Source organism: Microcoleus sp. Pol10D4 (genome assembly GCF_036701555.1).
Taxonomy (GTDB): Bacteria; Cyanobacteriota; Cyanobacteriia; order Cyanobacteriales; family Microcoleaceae; genus Microcoleus.
In genome coordinates, this window is sequence record NZ_JAUBRA010000077.1 from 1 (window position 1) to 16,287 (window position 16,287).

The following is a 16,287-nucleotide window of genomic DNA, read 5'->3' on the forward strand; positions in this document are numbered from 1 at the left end:
ACAGTCAACAGTCAACAGTCAACAGTCAACAGTCAACAGTCAACAGTCAACAGTCAACAGTCAACAGTCAACAGTCATTCCGGTGCAACCGGAATTGATATAATCTAAAATCTAAAATGGTATGAACTATTTGGGCAATGCAAAATCAGTTCAGGCATTAACGGTTTACGAGCTGTGGCGCGATCGCTTCCTCCGAGAGCGGCTGCGCCCTGCTGTCGGAATTGCCATCTTTTTTGCCTTCACAATAACGGTCTATTTTCTGGGCGAAAGATTCTTCGCTCGCCAGGAGTTTGAAAGTGTTTATTTGTACACGAGCGCTGCTGTAGAATTGGGTTTGTTGACCTGTTTTGTGTTGCAAAAAACCTCCTTCGGACAGCGCTATCCCGGTTTGCTATTTTTGGGTTTTTCGTGGTCGCTGACGGTAGTTGTACAGGTTGGGCTAGCTGTCGCACAAGCAGGGGAATTACCAATTTTTACCTGGATTTTAGCGTTTCTGATCCAAGCTACGCTGATGCCCGTCCGCTGGCGCCTCCACCTGATTTCTCAACTCGGCGTTTTGTGTTGCCACGTCGGGATAAATTTGGTTTTAAATCTAAGTTTTGCTAAGTATACTCCTTTTAAGTTGACCGGGTTGTACTTATATTTGTTTTGGATTTGTTTGATTTGCGATTTGTCGGTTTATTGGTACGAATGTCTGCAACGGAAAGAGTTTAGTACCAGGCGTGAGTTGGAATCTGCTTACCAGCAGTTGGAAGAGGCGGAGGCGAAGTACCGCAGCATTTTTGAGAATGCGGGCGAGGGGATTTTTCAAAGCACTCCCGATGGCCGTTATATTACTGCAAATCCAGCTTTGGCGCGGATTTACGGCTGCGATTCCCCGGAAGAAGTGACGGCAAAGTTTACTGATATTGAGCGGCAGTTGTACGTCGATCCGGCTCGCAGAAATGAGTTTTTGCGATCGATCGAGGAAAGCGGCACAGTATCGGATTTTGAATCTAAAATTTACCGCTGTGACGGCAATATTGTCTGGATTTCTGAGAAGGCGCGGGCGGTACGGGATAGCAGCGGCAGCGTGCTTTATTATGAGGGTTTAATTGAGGATATCACGCAGCGCAAACAGGCACAAGAATCGCTGCGGCTGTTTATCCACGCTCTTTCTCACGACTTGCGAAACCCGGTAGCGGGAATGTTAATGGTGCTGAAAAATTGGCAGACGAAAACTGGGGATTCGATCGCAATTCCCCGTTCTATTTTGGAGCGGATGATTCAAGGTAGCGAGCAGCAATTGCGCTTGATAAATTCGCTGCTGGAAGTTCACGCCGGGGAATTGCGCGGTTTGGTTCTGCACTGCGAATCGGTTAATTTGAGGGCGATAGTTGAAGCTGCTGCGACAGATTTGGAGCCTTTAATGAATGAGGGTAAAGCTACTTTTAAAAATTTGGTGCCAGATGATTTGCCAGCCGTGAATGCTGACAAAACTCAGTTGTGGCGAGTCTTCTCTAATTTAATTGCTAATGCTTTAAAACACAATTTTCCGGGACTGAATTTAACTGTTTCGGCTCAAGTAATCAATGCAGAAAAATTAACTATAAATCAAAGCACAGCAAAACAAGACATCGACAAATCCCCCATTACCAATCCACAATCCCCCATTACCAATCCCCAATCACCAATCTCCAATCCCGGAAGTAGAATGATTTACTGTACCGTGGAAGATGACGGGGCGGGAATATTGCCGGAACAGTGCGAACATCTTTTTGACCTTTACGTTAGGGGTGATCAATCTCGACACTCCGTCGGTTTGGGTTTGGGACTATATCTTTGTCGCCAAATTATTGGTGCTCACGGCGGCCAAATAGGGGTAATTAGCACTCCCGGTGCTGGGGCAAGTTTTTGGTTTACTTTGCCGCTGGCTGAGAATTTTAGGTAATTTTTTTGTATTTTAAATTACATTTAATCTAGAAATTGTGCCAGATATTTAGAACGTTATTAATTGCTGAAACCCTTGCGAAATATGCTTCTTCGTTCTGCGGTGGCTATCATTGTGTTGTGCCGTCGCAGGTGCTTTTTGAGTGGTTCAAGCCAAATCTGTCGATCGGACTATTTCGATGGGACTATTGATATTAATTTAAAACCGTGGTATAGTTACCCAAATGTTTTTAAAGGAAAAATAAATTTCCAATCTTCACATTTTCTTTAGAAACATCATTTAATCTAGAAAATCTCTAAAACTAGATAAAAAATATGCAATTTATGTTGGTCGAGCAAAGCTCAGAAAATACAGCTAAAGACGATGCAGCTAAATATAACGAGCGGTCGTTATCCACTTTAATTCGGACGCTCCGTCTTTCCCAAGGTTACTTTTCTTTCGTTTTAGTCAACTGCAACTCGCTGGCTTTGCGGCAGCAAATAGTCGATCGGCTGCAAGTAAATTGTCCCGTGAAACCGCAGCAACTGTTTTTGCCCAAATCGGCGACAACTCTCTACAGGACAATGGCAGCAGAAATAGACGGGGAACAGCCTCCAGCTTTAATGATCCTCGGTTTGGAATCAGTGGAGACGATCGATCGATTGCTCGTTTCTACCAACCTATTATGCAGCGAATTCAGCAAAAAATTTTCGTTTCCCCTCGTCTTTTGGGTGACGGATGAACTTCTGAGAAAAATCATTCGCACCGCCCCGGATTTATACAATCGGATGACGACAATTAGATTCATCAGTAATTAGTAATCAGCCCATCGATTTTAGATTTTAGATTTTAGATTTTAGATTTTTAACAGTCAACAGCCAACCGATTTTAAATTTTAGATTTTTAACAGTCAACAGTCAACAGTCAACAGTCAACAGTTAACAGTTAACACTCAACAGTCAACAGTCAACAGTCAACAGTCAACAATCATTCCGGTGTAACCGGAATTGATATCAACTGTTAAATTCCGCTTCCCAAATCAGGACTAATTCTCGCGCCGCCGCAGTTCCCTCAGCAGGAAAACTTGCCAAAAAGTCTTTATCAGCCCCCACGTCGTAAGGCCCTTCCTTAAACTCCAAAATCACAGTATCCTGTGTCAAAGCTACTAACGTGTGAATAGTGCCCTCTGGCAGTTCGACAGCGCGAGTCGGGCCTGCCGCGCTGACTCGCAAGGAGCGCAGGATTTGGCCGTTTTCGTTCAAAATAACAATACCGACTTCTCCTTGAATCACCACAAAAAACTCAAAACCGTTAACGGCAGGCGGGCGCAGGTGTTGGTGAGGGCGGACGTAAGTGCCTGGTTGCAGCACGTTGACAAACCGCTGCACTTTTTCAGACAAATCATGGAAATTGTAATTTTGTCGCTGGCGGGGACTGCGGCGGGAGGAAGCGGCAACTTCGTCTAGCAATTCTTGCGTCAGCAATTTGATCGGAGGGGACTGCACAACAGATATCCTGTATTTAATAGTTTGTGAACAAATGGGCTAGTCTGGGATCATCGTTATCAGCATCTCTTGACACATGGAAATCGCAACTCAGGTGGGTATCACTAAGGCAATGCGTTTGTCAAGTATCTTTAGAAAAAGTATTAGCCCGATCGCCCTTTTGACTATTCTAGTCTGCGCCAGTAGCGTTTCTGCGTCTGAACCGAGGGTGGCACTGTGGGTTCAGCAGGAATTCTCACAGCAGCAACTTAAAGAAGAAATTCGCGATCGAGTTCAAGAAGAAGTTGACATTGCTTTTGGGCGCACGGCGGTACTGCTTAACGGGCTGGTAATTGCCCTAACTTTGTTTCCGACAGCAGCCGGAGTTGGGGTTTGGTTTCTGTTGAGCAAATTGTCCAAGCAGACAACAATTGCTCGCCAAGAAATTGAAAGTCTCCATTACGATACAATCTCTCAATTAAAACTATTAATTTCGGACGCTGAAACTATCTTAGGCGAAATTCAACACCAAAGTCACCCGGCCGATGCAGAAACAGACTTGTTATTTCCCGACGCCCAAATTCAAGAATTTGCTCCGGTTAACTATGGCAATTACCAACAGCTATTGACGGCTGGCGACTATGCTAAACAGGGAGATGCTTGTTTCTTTGAAAACCGTTATCAAGATGCGATCGCAGCTTACGATCAGGCCCTGAAAATTCAGCCGGATTTAGCCGATACTTGGAACAACCGAGGAGTCGTGCTCACGAGAATGCAGCGGTATCCAGAGGCGATCGCCTCTTACGAACAAGCTACTACAATTCGTCCGAATTATCCCGATGCTTGGAACAATCGAGGCGTGGTATTGTTGGAGTTGCAGAAGTACCAGGAGGCGATCGGCTGTTACGAACAAGCAATTCAAGCCAAACCCGATTATGCCGATGCTTGGAACAACCGAGGCGTTGCGTTTTCCAAAATGCAGGAGTACGAACAAGCAGTAATTTCTTACAATCAAGCCCTACAAATTAAAAATGATTATACTGACGCTTGGAACAATCGAGGCGTTGCACTCTCCAAATTGCAAAAATACGAAGCTGCGATCGCTTCCTACGACAACGCTGCTAAAATCCGGCCTGACTTTTACAGAATTTGGTACAATAAAGCCCGATGTTATGCGTTACAAGGTAAAATTGAATTAGCAATTGAAAATTTAAAGCGCGCCCTCAATCTCAATCCGAATGTGTGTAAAGAGTTGGCAAAAAGTGAAGCTGATTTGGAGAAAATTCGCGAACACGACGCATTCAAGCAGTTGATAAATTAATCCTTCAGAAATAATCGTCAACTATAGGATAACGAATAGGTCGTAAGATTAAATGAACCGCGAAGACGCTAAGGACGCGAAGGAAGAGAAAGAAGGAATGCAGTTTTTCCTTCGCGCTTTTTGCGTCTTCACGGTTCGTTTTACAAATATTTCTGCAACAACAAGCCCATTTTCTCCTTAGTTGCGGCCGGCACTTGATCCAGCCGAGTCAGAATTGCATATTTTAAAGCTGAATGTGCATCAGATACTGGGGGATTTTCTGTTAGTCTACGGACTGTTTCTTGAATGACTTTTTGAGCATTCTCTGCATTGCGGTGTAAATTTGCTATTACCATTTCTACTGTTACGCTGTCGTGATCTTCGTGCCAGCAGTCGTAATCGGTGACTAATGCTAAAGTTGCGTAGGCAATTTCTGCTTCTCTGGCTAATTTTGCTTCCGGCAAATTTGTCATGCCGATGACTGTCGCCCCCCAACTGCGGTAAAGGTGGGATTCTGCTTTTGTGGAAAATGCGGGGCCTTCCATGCAGACGTAAGTGCCGCCCCGGTGGAGGGTAACGTCGGTGAGGTTCAAGGATTCGATCGCACTTGCCAATACTTTAGCCAATTCGCCGCAAACCGGATCGCCGAATGTGATGTGAGCAACAATTCCTTCTCCAAAAAAAGTAGAAACTCGATTTTTTGTACGATCGATAAACTGATCGGGCACTACCATATCTAAAGGTTTCGCCTCTGCTTTCAGGGAACCAACCGCCGAGGCTGAGATTAAATACTCAACTCCCAAACTCTTCATTGCATAAATATTTGCACGATATGGCACTTCTGAGGGCAAAAAAGTGTGGTTGCGGCCGTGTCTAGCCAGAAATGCTACCGGCGTACCGTCCAATGTTCCCACAATTGCGGCATCCGATGGTGATCCAAAAGGTGTATCAATTTTCACCTCTTCAATATCCTTGAGGGCCTCCATTTTATACAAACCGCTGCCGCCGATAATTCCGATTTTTGCTTGTGCCATTTTTACCCTCTGCTTGAGTTTTACCACAGTGATTCTATCGGGCCATCGTTAAGTTGGCGTAAAGATAATTGAAGATTTCGTGACAAAAGTCACCCTATATACACTATATTGTCACAAAAAATATGTGATATTAATCACAAAGTACCTTCACAAAATCTTTAAAAATAAAGATACACAGTTCTGTTATCAACTTTTAGCGTGTTAAGACCATGACAGTCAGCTCTGCTAACCTCCCCAAAATCTCGATCGAGGCGATCGTCGAGCGCATCTTTGCTTTTCGCCAGATTACCCCCCTTGACAGACGGCTGCTGAAATCAGCAATGCTAGCCCAGAAAGGTCTGAACGAAAAAGACCAGTGTCACATCAACCGAGTGTGTCAGGGAATCCAAAACGGCTTGATTTTAGTTGTAGAATAAATTTTCAGCACGATCTCTCGCTAGTTCAAGAAGCGGTTTTAAAATTTGTGCTTGAGTCTGTATCGGCGGGAACTGAGTTCGGGCGGTGCTTTACTATTTTTCGGCGCGCGAACCCTCGACCTCACAAATAATATTATTTACATCTTATCGATCAAAATTTAACAGCCAAAAGCCTGTATAAGTCATGCCACTATCATCGGGCTGGACTAACAAAAAATGTAATCCTTTACTTAATTGCTTGCGCTGTTGGTAGATTTTGGCCGCGGCTTTCACCTCGCTATCTTCAAAAGTAGCCACAACCCACCTATCTACTAACCCAGCTTCCAATATCAATCCGTCAGGTTCTCCAGCGATATAATTCAAAGAAAAAGGTTTGGCGTCCTGAAGCCATCTAGCCAAGCGCATAGACTGGCGTCCGCCGTCAATTACAACTCCCGGTACGGGTACTGTTGAGGCCAAGCCCAAATTCAGCGGTAACAGCAATTCTGGCATTTCCAAAATTGGCAGGGGACGCCCTTGGAAAGCCTCTTCAATATCGCCGGCGGGTAGGGAAGCAAAACGCCAGCCATCGCCCCAGAGGTTTTCGGGTAAGGGTACGGGCGGTGGCGAGTCAAGGGCGATCGCGCTGTAAGTTTCACTTGTATAATTAGGCATACTCGAATATTCTTTTGCGCGTTGTTGCAGCAGCAATTTCAGAGCCGCAGTGCGCCGAGTCGCTTCCACCTTGACACCCAAAACTTTGCCCGCAGCTTCGATTAAGCCCAGAGACTGAGGTCTAAATACTTGAATCAAGTCGGGCAAATTCTGAGCTTGAGCTTGCTGCTGCAACTTCGAGGCTAGCCAATTAGAATTTGCGTCCCCCTGGCGGCAAACAGCGCTAAATTTAAAACTGCCTTCCGAGTCGCAAATTAAGAGTTCCCACAGTGGTTTGCCAGTTTCGTCTTGGAGAGGGCGGCGGTAAAAATCGGCTTGCCAAATACGCATAAATAATTAAAAAATAAAATCTACAACTCGATAATTTTAATATAGCCTGGTGACAATCCGATACAATACCGAACTCGGGAAAAAAACTTCGAGCTATATATTCTCAGTTCATAGTTGAGTTGGATTTCAATATAGCAATCCTAAATCATTTGTCAATTTCTTACTCCCTTCCCTTACCAAGGGGAGGGTTGGGGTGGGGTAAAAAATTTACGACTCCTGCAAGGATTGCTATATCTAACACCAGTCAAAAAAACGGCAACTGTAGGCCCGCGATCCAAACCGTGATAGTAATCAGTCATTCCTTAATCAAAATCTAACATCCAAAATCTAAAATCTAAAATACAATAAGGACTCGCTTAGCCATTCCCAAATTTATTTAAGATGGTGAACCAAATACATATCCAACTCGCCTTTATTTTTAGCATAAATTTTTCCTCGGTATTCGCATTCAAAAAAATCTCTAACTAATTCAAACGTTTCCTGAGAGATATTGATATTTCCAGGGACGCCGGAAGATTCCATCCGAGATGCAGTATTAACTGTATCTCCCCAGACATCATAGGAAAACTTTTTATTGCCAATTACCCCAGCAAGTATTGGGCCTGAATGAATGCCAATGCGGATATCCCAATAAGGAATATTTTGTTGAGCTTTCTGCAATTTTCGCAAATCCATGAACTGTCGGATTTCTATGGCAGCAAGTACAGCGTCAAAGGCGTGTGTTGCACGAGGCGTAGGAATTCCCGCCGCACACATATAGCTGTCGCCAATAGTCTTCAGTTTTTCCATAGAGTATTTATCCATCACGCGATCAAAATAAGAAAAACAATAGTCTAGTTCGTCAACCAACTCTCGCGGCGTCATTTTTTCAGATAACTGAGTAAAGCCTTTAAAGTCAGTAAATAAAACCGATACGCTATCATAATAAAGTGGTTCCACTTTGCCGTTATTTTTTAGCTCTTCGGCAATTTCAACCGGGAGCACATTCAACAGTAGCTGGTCAGATTTGTGCTTTTCGGCATCGAGTTCGGAATACAGGCTATTTATCTCTTTAAAGCGTTCAGCATTGCGGATGGCTGAGGATAGTTGCAAAGCCAAAAGATAGCCAATCCGCAAGTCTTCTTGAGTGTAAGCCCCCGGCTTGGTTGTGGCAAAATTAATGGTTCCTAAAACCTTACCTTCGCTTTCCAAGGGAAGGATAATCTGCGAAGCGTAGGGGGATAAAATAGCAGTGGCATCCGCTTGTTGAATTAATTGAGGTTGACGTGTTGTGAAAGCTTTCTTAATAGGGCCGCCCTCTGTCAGGGCTGAAATATCTACAGGGATATGCGGGCCAAATAAAGTCATGCAAGCGTTATTGCTGTGCAGGCAAACGCTACAGTGTTCAAAGTCCAGCAGCCATTTGGCTTGCTTACCTACTACCCGCAAAATTTGGCCCAGATCGAGGGTGCGGTTAATGGCAGTGGCAATTTCATTGACGGCGGAAATGCGGATGGAAAGCGCTTGAGCTTCTGCTAACAAATGGCGGGCTGTCAACAGAAGCTCTTCTCGATCTTGATCTTCTAGCCGATCGCCCATAATATGGGTATAAAATATAGATTACAAAGCATCTATTTCCAGGGCTATTGCATCGGTATATCGGTTGACAAAGCTAAACAAGTCTGCTGTAGCAATAATCTCAAATATTTCCGCATCATCTAGCCCTAAATCCCGCAGGTTTTGGTAATCCGCTTCTGTCATTTCCAGCGGTTTGGTAGCAGCCAGCAAGCCAAAGGTAATTACGGCTTTATCGCGTTTTGGCAAAGGGCAGTTGGCAAAGTCAGAAACTAGCGTTCGCAGGATTTCTTCGCTCATCCCCAAGGCTGATAATCCGTGCAGGTGAACTTGGAGAGCGTACTCGCTATTATTTGATTGGGAAATAGCGACGCCGACCATTTCTTTAAGCGTGCGGGGTAAGTCTCCTTGCAGGATTGTTCCCCGGAATTTTTTCCAATTTGCTTCTAATATGTCAGGGTTGATTGCCATTGACTTGAACAGGTTGGGGACGATGCCAAACCCCAAGTCTGTCAATATTTCTTCGTACACTGCTTTGGCTTTAGGATCTGTAAGTTGCTCGTATTCTATAAGTGGAAAGTGTGTCATTGGTGTGTTGAATTTTACGGCAATTAATTGGGGGAGAATTTACGTTTTTGTTATGTAACGCCACTCGAAGGGCGACCTTACGAGCTATCTTGGCTTTAGTCGGATTGATAATAAAATGCACCGCTGTCAACAAACCGCGAATCATGAAAATGAGCTAGCAACAAATCTGATTCTTGAGGCTGGATTAAACCTGCAATTATAGCAGTAACCGGAGCCAATAAAATTCTGTTGCGATCGGGTTTTACGACTAATTTTAGATTTTTCCAATGGTTGTTGTCAAGTATCGGCAATTCATCTGGCGCGACGGCGTGAAATCTTACCACAACTATTGAATTAGAGATTGCTGTTCCGTTCGCTAATTTTTAGGCAAAAAACACTGTTCGATCGCTCGATCGGGCTCCACAAATGCCCTGAATCTTATGCTCCGGCGGGCGCACAGGGGAAGAAATAAAACGCTGTGCGATCGAGTTTATTGAATTAATCAGAAGCTCGATCGACAACCCATGCCCCAGATCAGCTAGGCTAACGCCTGCGACTGGAGTTATCATGGGTAAACTGTAAACTTCTATCATTGTCGCTGCATTTGCTATGAACCCTGCCCTGACTCAATTTGGCGCTCAGATGTCCCACCTCACGGGAGTTCGGGCAATCATGAAAGATATTATAGAAACACTCAGAGCCGGCAGCGGGCAGGAGTTTATCAATTTGAGCGCCGGAAATCCGGTGATTTTACCGGAAGTCGAGCAGTTGTGGCGCGACTGCACTGCGGAACTTTTGGCGAGCCCGGAATACGGCGAGGTGGTTTGTCGCTACGGTTCCAGTCAAGGTTATCAGCCGTTTATCAATGCGGTTTTGGCGGATTTTAATCAGCGTTACGGACTGAATTTGACCGATCGCAATATCCTAATTACTCCCGGAAGTCAATCGATTTACTTCTACGCAGCCAACGCTTTCGGCGGCTACACTACCAGCAAACAGCTTAAAAATATTGTTTTACCGCTGAGCCCAGACTACACGGGTTACGGCGGCGTTAGCTTGATTCCCGAAGCGGTAGTCGCCTGCAAACCCACCCTCGATATTGATGCGGCTGCTCACAGGTTCAAATACCGCCCGGATTTCAGCCAATTGTCGATCGACCAAACCACCGGCTGCGTCATTTTTTCCCGTCCCTGCAACCCCACCGGCAACGTTCTCAGCGACGACGAAGTTAAGAAAATTGCCGATTTAGCGGCCGCTTTTGACGCGCCGGTGTTCGTTGATTCCGCCTACGGCCCTCCCTTCCCGTCTTTGAATTTTACCGAAATGACGCCGATTTTTGGCGGCAATATCGTGCACTGTATGAGTTTGTCGAAAGCCGGATTGCCGGGTGAAAGAATCGGAATTGCGATCGGCGATGCAAAAATCATTCAAATATTAGAATGTTTTCAGACCAATATGTGCATTCATTCGCCGAGATACGGACAGGCGATCGCAACTCGTGCCATTGCTTCCGGCGCTCTTGCCGATATTTCCATCAACGTAATTCGGCCGTACTATCAAAGCAAATTTGCGATCGTAGAAAGCACTCTAGAACAAGCAATGCCGAAAGATTTGCCGTGGTTTTTGCACCGGGGCGAAGGAGCAATTTTCGCATGGTTGTGGCTGAAAGATTTGCCAATGACTGATTGGGAACTATATCAAGAGTTGAAAAAAGTCGGCGTAATTGTCGTGCCAGGAAGTTCTTTCTTCCCTGGTTTGCGGGAAGATTGGCAGCACAAACATGAGTGTTTACGCATCAGTTTGACCGCGACCAATGATGAGATTGAAACTGCCATGAAACGCTTGGCTCAAATGGTAGAAAAGCTTTATCAGTCAGTTGACAGTTGACAGTTGACAGTTGGCAGTTGACAGTTGGCAGTTGACATTCCCAATATTTCCGCTATGCTGTTCCCGCTCGACTCGTGCTAAGCGTAGCCAAAGTAATAAGATGTTCTGCATTTAAATGGTCTGTGAAAAAACAATCAAACTCTTGTGGGTTGGGCGTCCCGCCCGCCTCTAACAGGCAATTTAAATGCGCGACAGCTTATCGATTTCGTACTGGGATAGATTCAGATTATAGGTTATAGAAAACATTCCCAAGTCCCCCTTTTTCAATTAAACCACCCGATAAACAAAACTCAGAGTTGCCCAAACATTCACATCCAAAGCCCAATCATCCGTCGATATCCCCACTTTCTGCACCCCCGGAATGCTAGCCGCGTGCAAATCTTCGAGCACAGCCCGCGCCACATTTAAAGGATTCAACAACACTCGAATTGGCAGGGCATCCCTCGTTTGCTGGATTTCGGCTTCTATTGCAGCCAGAGTTTGAGCGAAGGGCTTCTCACTAAATATAATTGTAATTTCCGCAAGTCCGATCGGCCCCGATACCGCCCACCCGATCGCCCCAGCCGTCGGCACGGTCACATTCTCCCCAGGAGCGATCGGCCGCGACATCCCCCCCACACCGTCTTTGGCCTCAGCGCCGAGCACTGACAGCCGTCCCGCGCTGCTCGAGTCAAACACCGCAAAGTAAACCGGGCGATCGCTATCGTTATACAATCTGCACTGAATTCGGCTGGCGTTGTTCACACTTAGTATAGAAAGCTGATCAGATTTCTCACTTTCCCCGGTCAGCGGTTCCAGGCGGTAAGATTTTTCGGCCCGCACAGGCTCCCGCTGTGCCACGACCCGCGCTTGCGGTGCGGTAGTTGCCAGAACCGCCCGCACCTTCAGGCGCGAAGACCCCTCATTGGTAGTCAGCCGCAGCAACTTCCCAGCCTGCAGCGCTTTCAACTGCGGAGTCAAGCGCTGCACCGCCACCTTAACTGCTTCTCCCCCGTCGCCCTCAGTATCGGGAATCAGCATTTGAGCCAAAGAAAACAAACCGTAACGGCTTGGATACAAAGCAGGCTCGTGAGCCGAGGAAGTTTCGGCTAAAGTCGTTTCCGGGACTCTGCCGAACCGACAGTCAGCCAATTGCTCGCTGCCTACCGCCGAAACTTGCGGCACAGTCGCAAAGGCGCTGGTAGCGTCCACGCGCTCGATGCGTTCCAAACCTGAGTCCAAAGCTACTGTCAAACCGATGTTTCGCGGCAATACCCGAATTTCTTCCCTCACGAGTTCGCCGACAGTTAATTCGCCGTTTGTTTGAGCAGACCCATCTAAAACTTGGGCTTTAGCAGAGAGTCCCGTGCGTCCCCGCAGCAAAAGCCTCGCGCCCGCTGAGGAATCCACAGCAAACACAGAACCCCCGCAGCACTCCAAAACCCAGGGCGACAACCCCCCCAGCCACAACTGCACAGTTTTGCTGCCGTCTTCCACCGCCGTCACAGCGCCGTCAGATGCAGGGGAATTCAACATTAAATTTGAAAAATTCGCCGCCGGCGCGGTTGTTAAATCGTGATTGAGAATTTGCGGTTGCTGCGATAACCCCGCGATTTGCTCGACATTACCCGCAGCGCGACTGAAACTGACGCTGAAGCTGCTAGCGGGAGTTGCCCACCACAAAGTTTGGGTGAGGGCGTAGGTAAACAAACCTGCGGTAAATCCGCCCCACTCTTGTTCGGCGGCGAGTTGGGAATTCGCGCCTGCGGCAAGTACGGCCGCGGCAGGACGAAGATTTTTGCGGGTTCGGAGGTCTTGGGCAAACGTTAATTCTGCGAGGCCCGGCTCGCCGATGGTGGGGCGGGGGCGGGATCGAATGCGAAAGTTGCCGTTTGTGGGGAAACCCCGATAATGGTAGCTGGTGTCGAGGATGGCGATCGCATTTTCTGTCGCGAGCGATCGCATCAACAGAAACAGCGTTTCCTCTAAAATATCGTTCACCGCCCGGTTGGCTAACAACGGCAAAACATCATCCGCCGGCACCAAACTGTTTTGCATTTTTCCGGGAGACTCGGCCAAACTGACTCGACTACCGCAGCCGCTAAAGTGAAAAACTACCACGTCACCGGGTTTTGCTTGTTCCCTCAAGTGAGTCACAAAAGCCGTCTCGATATTTTCCCTGGTAGCTTGAGCGTCAGTCAAAGTCAAAATGTCCGAGGGCACAAACCCAAACCGATATATCAGCAGTTCCCGCTGCATTTCCACATCCGTGACGCAGCCGTGCAGGGGCGAGTCTGGATATTTGTCAACGCCAACCAACAAAGCCAACTTCCTGGCAGTCGGTTGCGCTAAGGCTTGGAGGTAGCCATCGCCCAACCGCAGCCACAGGGCCTCGCTGATTCCGATGGCTGCCAGCACCCGGCCAGCTTCCTGAAAAAATTCCCGCCGCTTGAGTCCCATTTTTAAATAGCTTTGAATTTTAAGTTTTGAATTTTCAATTAAATTCCCCTCAATAATTTTAGGGAATTTAATTAAGTTGTGAGTGTTTAGTATTAAGATAATTTTTAAGTTTTGAGCTTTAAGTTTTAAGTTTAAACTTGTAAAATTTAAACTCAAAACTCAAAATTCAAAACTCTTCAGAATGTCGCCCCCACCAAAGTTCAAGATTTAAATCTCGTAATTGAAAATATTCATGGCTTTGGCTAATTCTGCGGCGACTTCCGGCCGGGAAAACTGCGGCGGCGGCAATTTTCCGGCGCGCAGCATTTCCCGAACTTTGGTTCCAGACAAATGCACCCGTTGTTCGGGAGTGCTGGGACTTGTTTTAGTTGTAGCCATTTGTTCCGTCAGTGTGCAATAGAAAGCGTGCTCGAATTTCATCGGCACAATTCCCAATTCTCCCGGCTCAAATTCGTCAAAAATATATTGGGCATCGTAAGTGCCGTAATAATCGCCAACTCCAGCGTGATCGCGCCCCACGATAAAGTGAGTGCAGCCGTAGTTTTTGCGGATTAAAGCATGAAAAATTGCTTCTCGCGGCCCGGCGTAGCGCATCGCCGCCGGATTAATTGCCAAAATTACGCGATCTTTTGGATAGTATTTTTCTAGCAGAATTTCGTAGCAGCGCATCCGCACATCAGCCGGGATGTCGTCTTCTTTTGTCGTCCCCACTAGCGGGTGCAGGAACAAGCCGTCTACTGTTTCTAAGGCGCATTTTTGGATGTATTCGTGGGCCCGGTGGATGGGGTTTCGGGTTTGGAAACCGACTATGGTTTTCCATCCTTTTTCTGTGAACAGCGTTCTCGATTTCGCCGGGTCAATTTGGTATTGGGGGAAACGGGGATCTGGTTCGCGTTCCAGCAGCCAAATGTCGCCTGCGAGGTTAACGGGCCCGGATTTGTCTACTACCTGGACACCCGGATGTTTGAGATCGTCGGTGCGGTAGACGTTGACGGCTTCTTCTTCTTTACTGTAGTGATATTTTTCTGCAAGTTCCAAGAGCCCGACAAATTCGCCCGCCGGCGAGTCGAGGCGCACTAAAGTTCCTGCTTTCAGGGGGGCGGCGACTTCTTCTGTTACCGAGAGGGTGATGGGAACCGACCAAGGAAGACCGTTGGAGAGGCGCATTTGTTTAACGACCGATCGATAATCAGCTTCGTTCATGAACCCTTTGAGGGGACTCAGGGCGCCGATGGCGATCATTTGCAGGTCGGAGATCGATCGATCCGAAAGCTGGACTCGCGGCAAGACTTCTGCTTTGTCGAAAAATTCTTGTCTTTGGTCTAGTGTGGCAATGCGGTTGACCAGGATGCCGCCGTGAGGGGCAATGCGGTCTGAATGCTGGCTCATGTCGATTTGAAGTTGTGGGTTTTAGCTGCCAGAGTACATAGTACCAAGTGCGGGCTGTAAATCTACATTTTTTAATTGTTCTGGACTGATGGAGAATGCTGCTTTGGGGGCGCTGTAATTCTTGAACTGTCAACTGGCGTACTCAAAACTCTCAACTTTCGCCTCAAGTCTGCACTTGAAATTCTTCGGGATCTATTCCCCAATTTACCCAGCTAATCGCTTCTTTAGCCGATTGCACTTTTGGCGGCACTCGTAAAGCATGAAGGTGTCCCGTACTCGGACAAGTCATCTTTAACAAATAAATTGGCTCTATGTCAATATTATTCTCAATTTTCAACAAAGTATATTCTTGCCAAGTATCCAATTCAGTGGCTTGCAATTCTTGACAAATTCTCGGATAGCCGATCGCCTGAATCAAAACTCGCCGCACTTCGGCATTTTGTTCTGTTAATAGCCATGAAGCTTGCCAAGACTGCGGCAGAACTTGACCGATTATTTCCGGCAGTCGCACGCCGCGATAAGAGTATACACTGAACTTGTCAGCAAATTCAACCGCTGCTTGACATTCGGCGTGGAGCAAATATTCGCTATCAAAATGAACTTGGATCGGGCGATCGCACACAAAGCACATTTTCTCAAACGGGTAAATCCAGCCGCAGTTTTCCACTAAAGATTTAAAGGCTGAGTATAAAGGGCGATCGTACTCCAAATTTAACACGCCAATACAAAAATTCACCCAACTTCCGTGACAGGCTGACAGTTCGGAAACTATGCTGTTATTATGATAAGCCTGATCGATCAGGAATCTCTGAAATCTCCCGCCCAACTTCCTTGCTAATTTGACGTAAACTTCGTCTTTAACATGAAGGTGCAGTTGATTCATCAGTTGAGCGTACAGCGGATTATAGAGTTGGCTGTAAATCTTATTTTCTAATTTCCTGCCGAGTTGACTTCTTAATATATCGTACAATTCATTATGAATTTTGTTTCTGATTTCGCTGGCCGTTCCCAGACCAGAATCGCGTATCCTTAGCGGTTCAATTGCTTGCAAAGCTATGTAAGGGCTATCACAGAAAATAATTTCGGGTTCAGAACAGCCGATGATGTTGTAGGCGGTGCTGATGGCCGCTGTCGCTTGCGGGCGATCGACTGGTTTTATCGAAAGTCCAATTTGTCGCCACTTCTCGCGATAGATCGGAATTAGCGCTATTTGTTCGGGAGTAATTGCGATCATTTGTACAGCTAGATTATTTAATTTGCGCTCAGACTTTTTCGCTCTCGCGTCGCCTAAAAAAATATTATTAAGTTTGTAATAACAACGCAA

Annotated in this window: 15 protein-coding genes; 5 read left to right on the forward strand and 10 right to left on the reverse strand. The window is 46.5% G+C overall.

Going from position 1 to position 16,287, the window contains the following annotated elements:
• Positions 1 to 121 precede the first annotated feature (121 nt).
• A complete protein-coding gene (locus QUA36_RS26630) occupies positions 122 to 1,930 on the forward strand; it encodes a PAS domain-containing sensor histidine kinase (protein ID WP_333459643.1) in 1,809 nt (602 codons plus the stop codon).
• 314 nt (positions 1,931 to 2,244) lie between these two features.
• Positions 2,245 to 2,727 (forward strand): hypothetical protein, encoded by a 483-nt coding sequence (locus QUA36_RS26635; protein WP_333166430.1) that lies wholly within the window; start codon positions 2,245 to 2,247, stop codon positions 2,725 to 2,727.
• Between the two features lie 195 nt (positions 2,728 to 2,922).
• On the opposite strand, the gene QUA36_RS26640 is transcribed toward QUA36_RS26635, so the two are convergent.
• The gene (locus tag QUA36_RS26640) at positions 2,923 to 3,414 is read right to left on the reverse strand and encodes a WbuC family cupin fold metalloprotein (protein ID WP_333162416.1); all 492 of its coding nucleotides are present in this window, start codon (positions 3,412 to 3,414) and stop codon (positions 2,923 to 2,925) included.
• A 76-nt stretch (positions 3,415 to 3,490) separates the two neighbouring features.
• Between QUA36_RS26640 and QUA36_RS26645 the strand changes: the two genes are divergently transcribed.
• Positions 3,491 to 4,714, forward strand: coding sequence for a tetratricopeptide repeat protein (locus tag QUA36_RS26645; protein WP_333459644.1), 1,224 nt, complete (start codon positions 3,491 to 3,493; stop codon positions 4,712 to 4,714).
• Positions 4,715 to 4,854: 140 nt separating this feature from the next.
• On the opposite strand, the gene QUA36_RS26650 is transcribed toward QUA36_RS26645, so the two are convergent.
• Entirely contained in the window at positions 4,855 to 5,727 is an 873-nt protein-coding gene (locus QUA36_RS26650; RefSeq protein WP_333459645.1) for an S-methyl-5'-thioadenosine phosphorylase, read from the reverse strand.
• Between the two features lie 209 nt (positions 5,728 to 5,936).
• Between QUA36_RS26650 and QUA36_RS26655 the strand changes: the two genes are divergently transcribed.
• Positions 5,937 to 6,143 (forward strand): hypothetical protein, encoded by a 207-nt coding sequence (locus tag QUA36_RS26655; protein WP_015177188.1) that lies wholly within the window; start codon positions 5,937 to 5,939, stop codon positions 6,141 to 6,143.
• A gap of 144 nt (positions 6,144 to 6,287) precedes the next feature.
• Here the strand turns inward: QUA36_RS26655 and QUA36_RS26660 are convergent, their stop codons facing one another.
• The 5 genes from QUA36_RS26660 to QUA36_RS26680 all read right to left on the reverse strand — a co-directional run bounded on the left by QUA36_RS26660 (position 6,288) and on the right by QUA36_RS26680 (position 9,817).
• Complete coding sequence (locus QUA36_RS26660; protein WP_333459646.1) at positions 6,288 to 7,127, reverse strand: Tab2/Atab2 family RNA-binding protein; 840 nt, start codon at positions 7,125 to 7,127, stop codon at positions 6,288 to 6,290.
• A 372-nt stretch (positions 7,128 to 7,499) separates the two neighbouring features.
• The gene (locus QUA36_RS26665; protein ID WP_333459647.1) at positions 7,500 to 8,705 is read right to left on the reverse strand and encodes an adenylate/guanylate cyclase domain-containing protein; all 1,206 of its coding nucleotides are present in this window, start codon (positions 8,703 to 8,705) and stop codon (positions 7,500 to 7,502) included.
• A gap of 21 nt (positions 8,706 to 8,726) precedes the next feature.
• Positions 8,727 to 9,269 (reverse strand): peroxidase-related enzyme, encoded by a 543-nt coding sequence (locus QUA36_RS26670; protein ID WP_333162424.1) that lies wholly within the window; start codon positions 9,267 to 9,269, stop codon positions 8,727 to 8,729.
• Positions 9,270 to 9,364: 95 nt separating this feature from the next.
• Positions 9,365 to 9,592 carry a hypothetical protein gene (locus QUA36_RS26675; protein WP_333459648.1) on the reverse strand — a complete coding sequence of 76 codons (228 nt, stop codon included), beginning with the start codon at positions 9,590 to 9,592 and terminating at the stop codon, positions 9,365 to 9,367.
• A gap of 39 nt (positions 9,593 to 9,631) precedes the next feature.
• Positions 9,632 to 9,817 carry a hypothetical protein gene (locus QUA36_RS26680; protein WP_333459649.1) on the reverse strand — a complete coding sequence of 62 codons (186 nt, stop codon included), beginning with the start codon at positions 9,815 to 9,817 and terminating at the stop codon, positions 9,632 to 9,634.
• Positions 9,818 to 9,857: 40 nt separating this feature from the next.
• On the opposite strand from QUA36_RS26680, the gene QUA36_RS26685 reads away from it, so the two are divergent.
• A complete protein-coding gene (locus QUA36_RS26685; RefSeq protein WP_333459650.1) occupies positions 9,858 to 11,135 on the forward strand; it encodes a valine--pyruvate transaminase in 1,278 nt (425 codons plus the stop codon).
• Positions 11,136 to 11,402: 267 nt separating this feature from the next.
• On the opposite strand, the gene QUA36_RS26690 is transcribed toward QUA36_RS26685, so the two are convergent.
• The 3 genes from QUA36_RS26690 to QUA36_RS26700 all read right to left on the reverse strand — a co-directional run bounded on the left by QUA36_RS26690 (position 11,403) and on the right by QUA36_RS26700 (position 16,197).
• Positions 11,403 to 13,574: a caspase family protein gene (locus tag QUA36_RS26690; protein ID WP_333459651.1), complete on the reverse strand. Its 2,172-nt coding sequence runs from the start codon at positions 13,572 to 13,574 to the stop codon at positions 11,403 to 11,405.
• A 207-nt stretch (positions 13,575 to 13,781) separates the two neighbouring features.
• Positions 13,782 to 14,963 carry a sulfate adenylyltransferase gene (sat, locus tag QUA36_RS26695; RefSeq protein ID WP_333162430.1) on the reverse strand — a complete coding sequence of 394 codons (1,182 nt, stop codon included), beginning with the start codon at positions 14,961 to 14,963 and terminating at the stop codon, positions 13,782 to 13,784.
• Positions 14,964 to 15,126: 163 nt separating this feature from the next.
• Positions 15,127 to 16,197: a DUF6745 domain-containing protein gene (locus QUA36_RS26700; RefSeq protein ID WP_333459652.1), complete on the reverse strand. Its 1,071-nt coding sequence runs from the start codon at positions 16,195 to 16,197 to the stop codon at positions 15,127 to 15,129.
• Positions 16,198 to 16,287 lie beyond the last annotated feature (90 nt).

What these genes read in the sequence shown, in the direction of transcription:
- QUA36_RS26630 (WP_333459643.1), top strand. Translation starts at nt 122, where the DNA reads ATGAACTATTTGGGCAATGCAAAATCAGTTCAGGCATTAACGGTTTAC.
- QUA36_RS26635 (WP_333166430.1), top strand. Translation starts at nt 2,245, where the DNA reads ATGCAATTTATGTTGGTCGAGCAAAGCTCAGAAAATACAGCTAAAGAC.
- QUA36_RS26645 (WP_333459644.1), top strand. Translation starts at nt 3,491, where the DNA reads ATGGAAATCGCAACTCAGGTGGGTATCACTAAGGCAATGCGTTTGTCA.
- QUA36_RS26650 (WP_333459645.1), bottom strand. Translation starts at nt 5,727, where the DNA reads ATGGCACAAGCAAAAATCGGAATTATCGGCGGCAGCGGTTTGTATAAA.
- QUA36_RS26655 (WP_015177188.1), top strand. Translation starts at nt 5,937, where the DNA reads ATGACAGTCAGCTCTGCTAACCTCCCCAAAATCTCGATCGAGGCGATC.
- QUA36_RS26660 (WP_333459646.1), bottom strand. Translation starts at nt 7,127, where the DNA reads ATGCGTATTTGGCAAGCCGATTTTTACCGCCGCCCTCTCCAAGACGAA.
- QUA36_RS26665 (WP_333459647.1), bottom strand. Translation starts at nt 8,705, where the DNA reads ATGGGCGATCGGCTAGAAGATCAAGATCGAGAAGAGCTTCTGTTGACA.
- QUA36_RS26670 (WP_333162424.1), bottom strand. Translation starts at nt 9,269, where the DNA reads ATGACACACTTTCCACTTATAGAATACGAGCAACTTACAGATCCTAAA.
- QUA36_RS26680 (WP_333459649.1), bottom strand. Translation starts at nt 9,817, where the DNA reads ATGATAACTCCAGTCGCAGGCGTTAGCCTAGCTGATCTGGGGCATGGG.
- QUA36_RS26685 (WP_333459650.1), top strand. Translation starts at nt 9,858, where the DNA reads ATGAACCCTGCCCTGACTCAATTTGGCGCTCAGATGTCCCACCTCACG.
- QUA36_RS26690 (WP_333459651.1), bottom strand. Translation starts at nt 13,574, where the DNA reads ATGGGACTCAAGCGGCGGGAATTTTTTCAGGAAGCTGGCCGGGTGCTG.
- sat (WP_333162430.1), bottom strand. Translation starts at nt 14,963, where the DNA reads ATGAGCCAGCATTCAGACCGCATTGCCCCTCACGGCGGCATCCTGGTC.
- QUA36_RS26700 (WP_333459652.1), bottom strand. Translation starts at nt 16,197, where the DNA reads ATGATCGCAATTACTCCCGAACAAATAGCGCTAATTCCGATCTATCGC.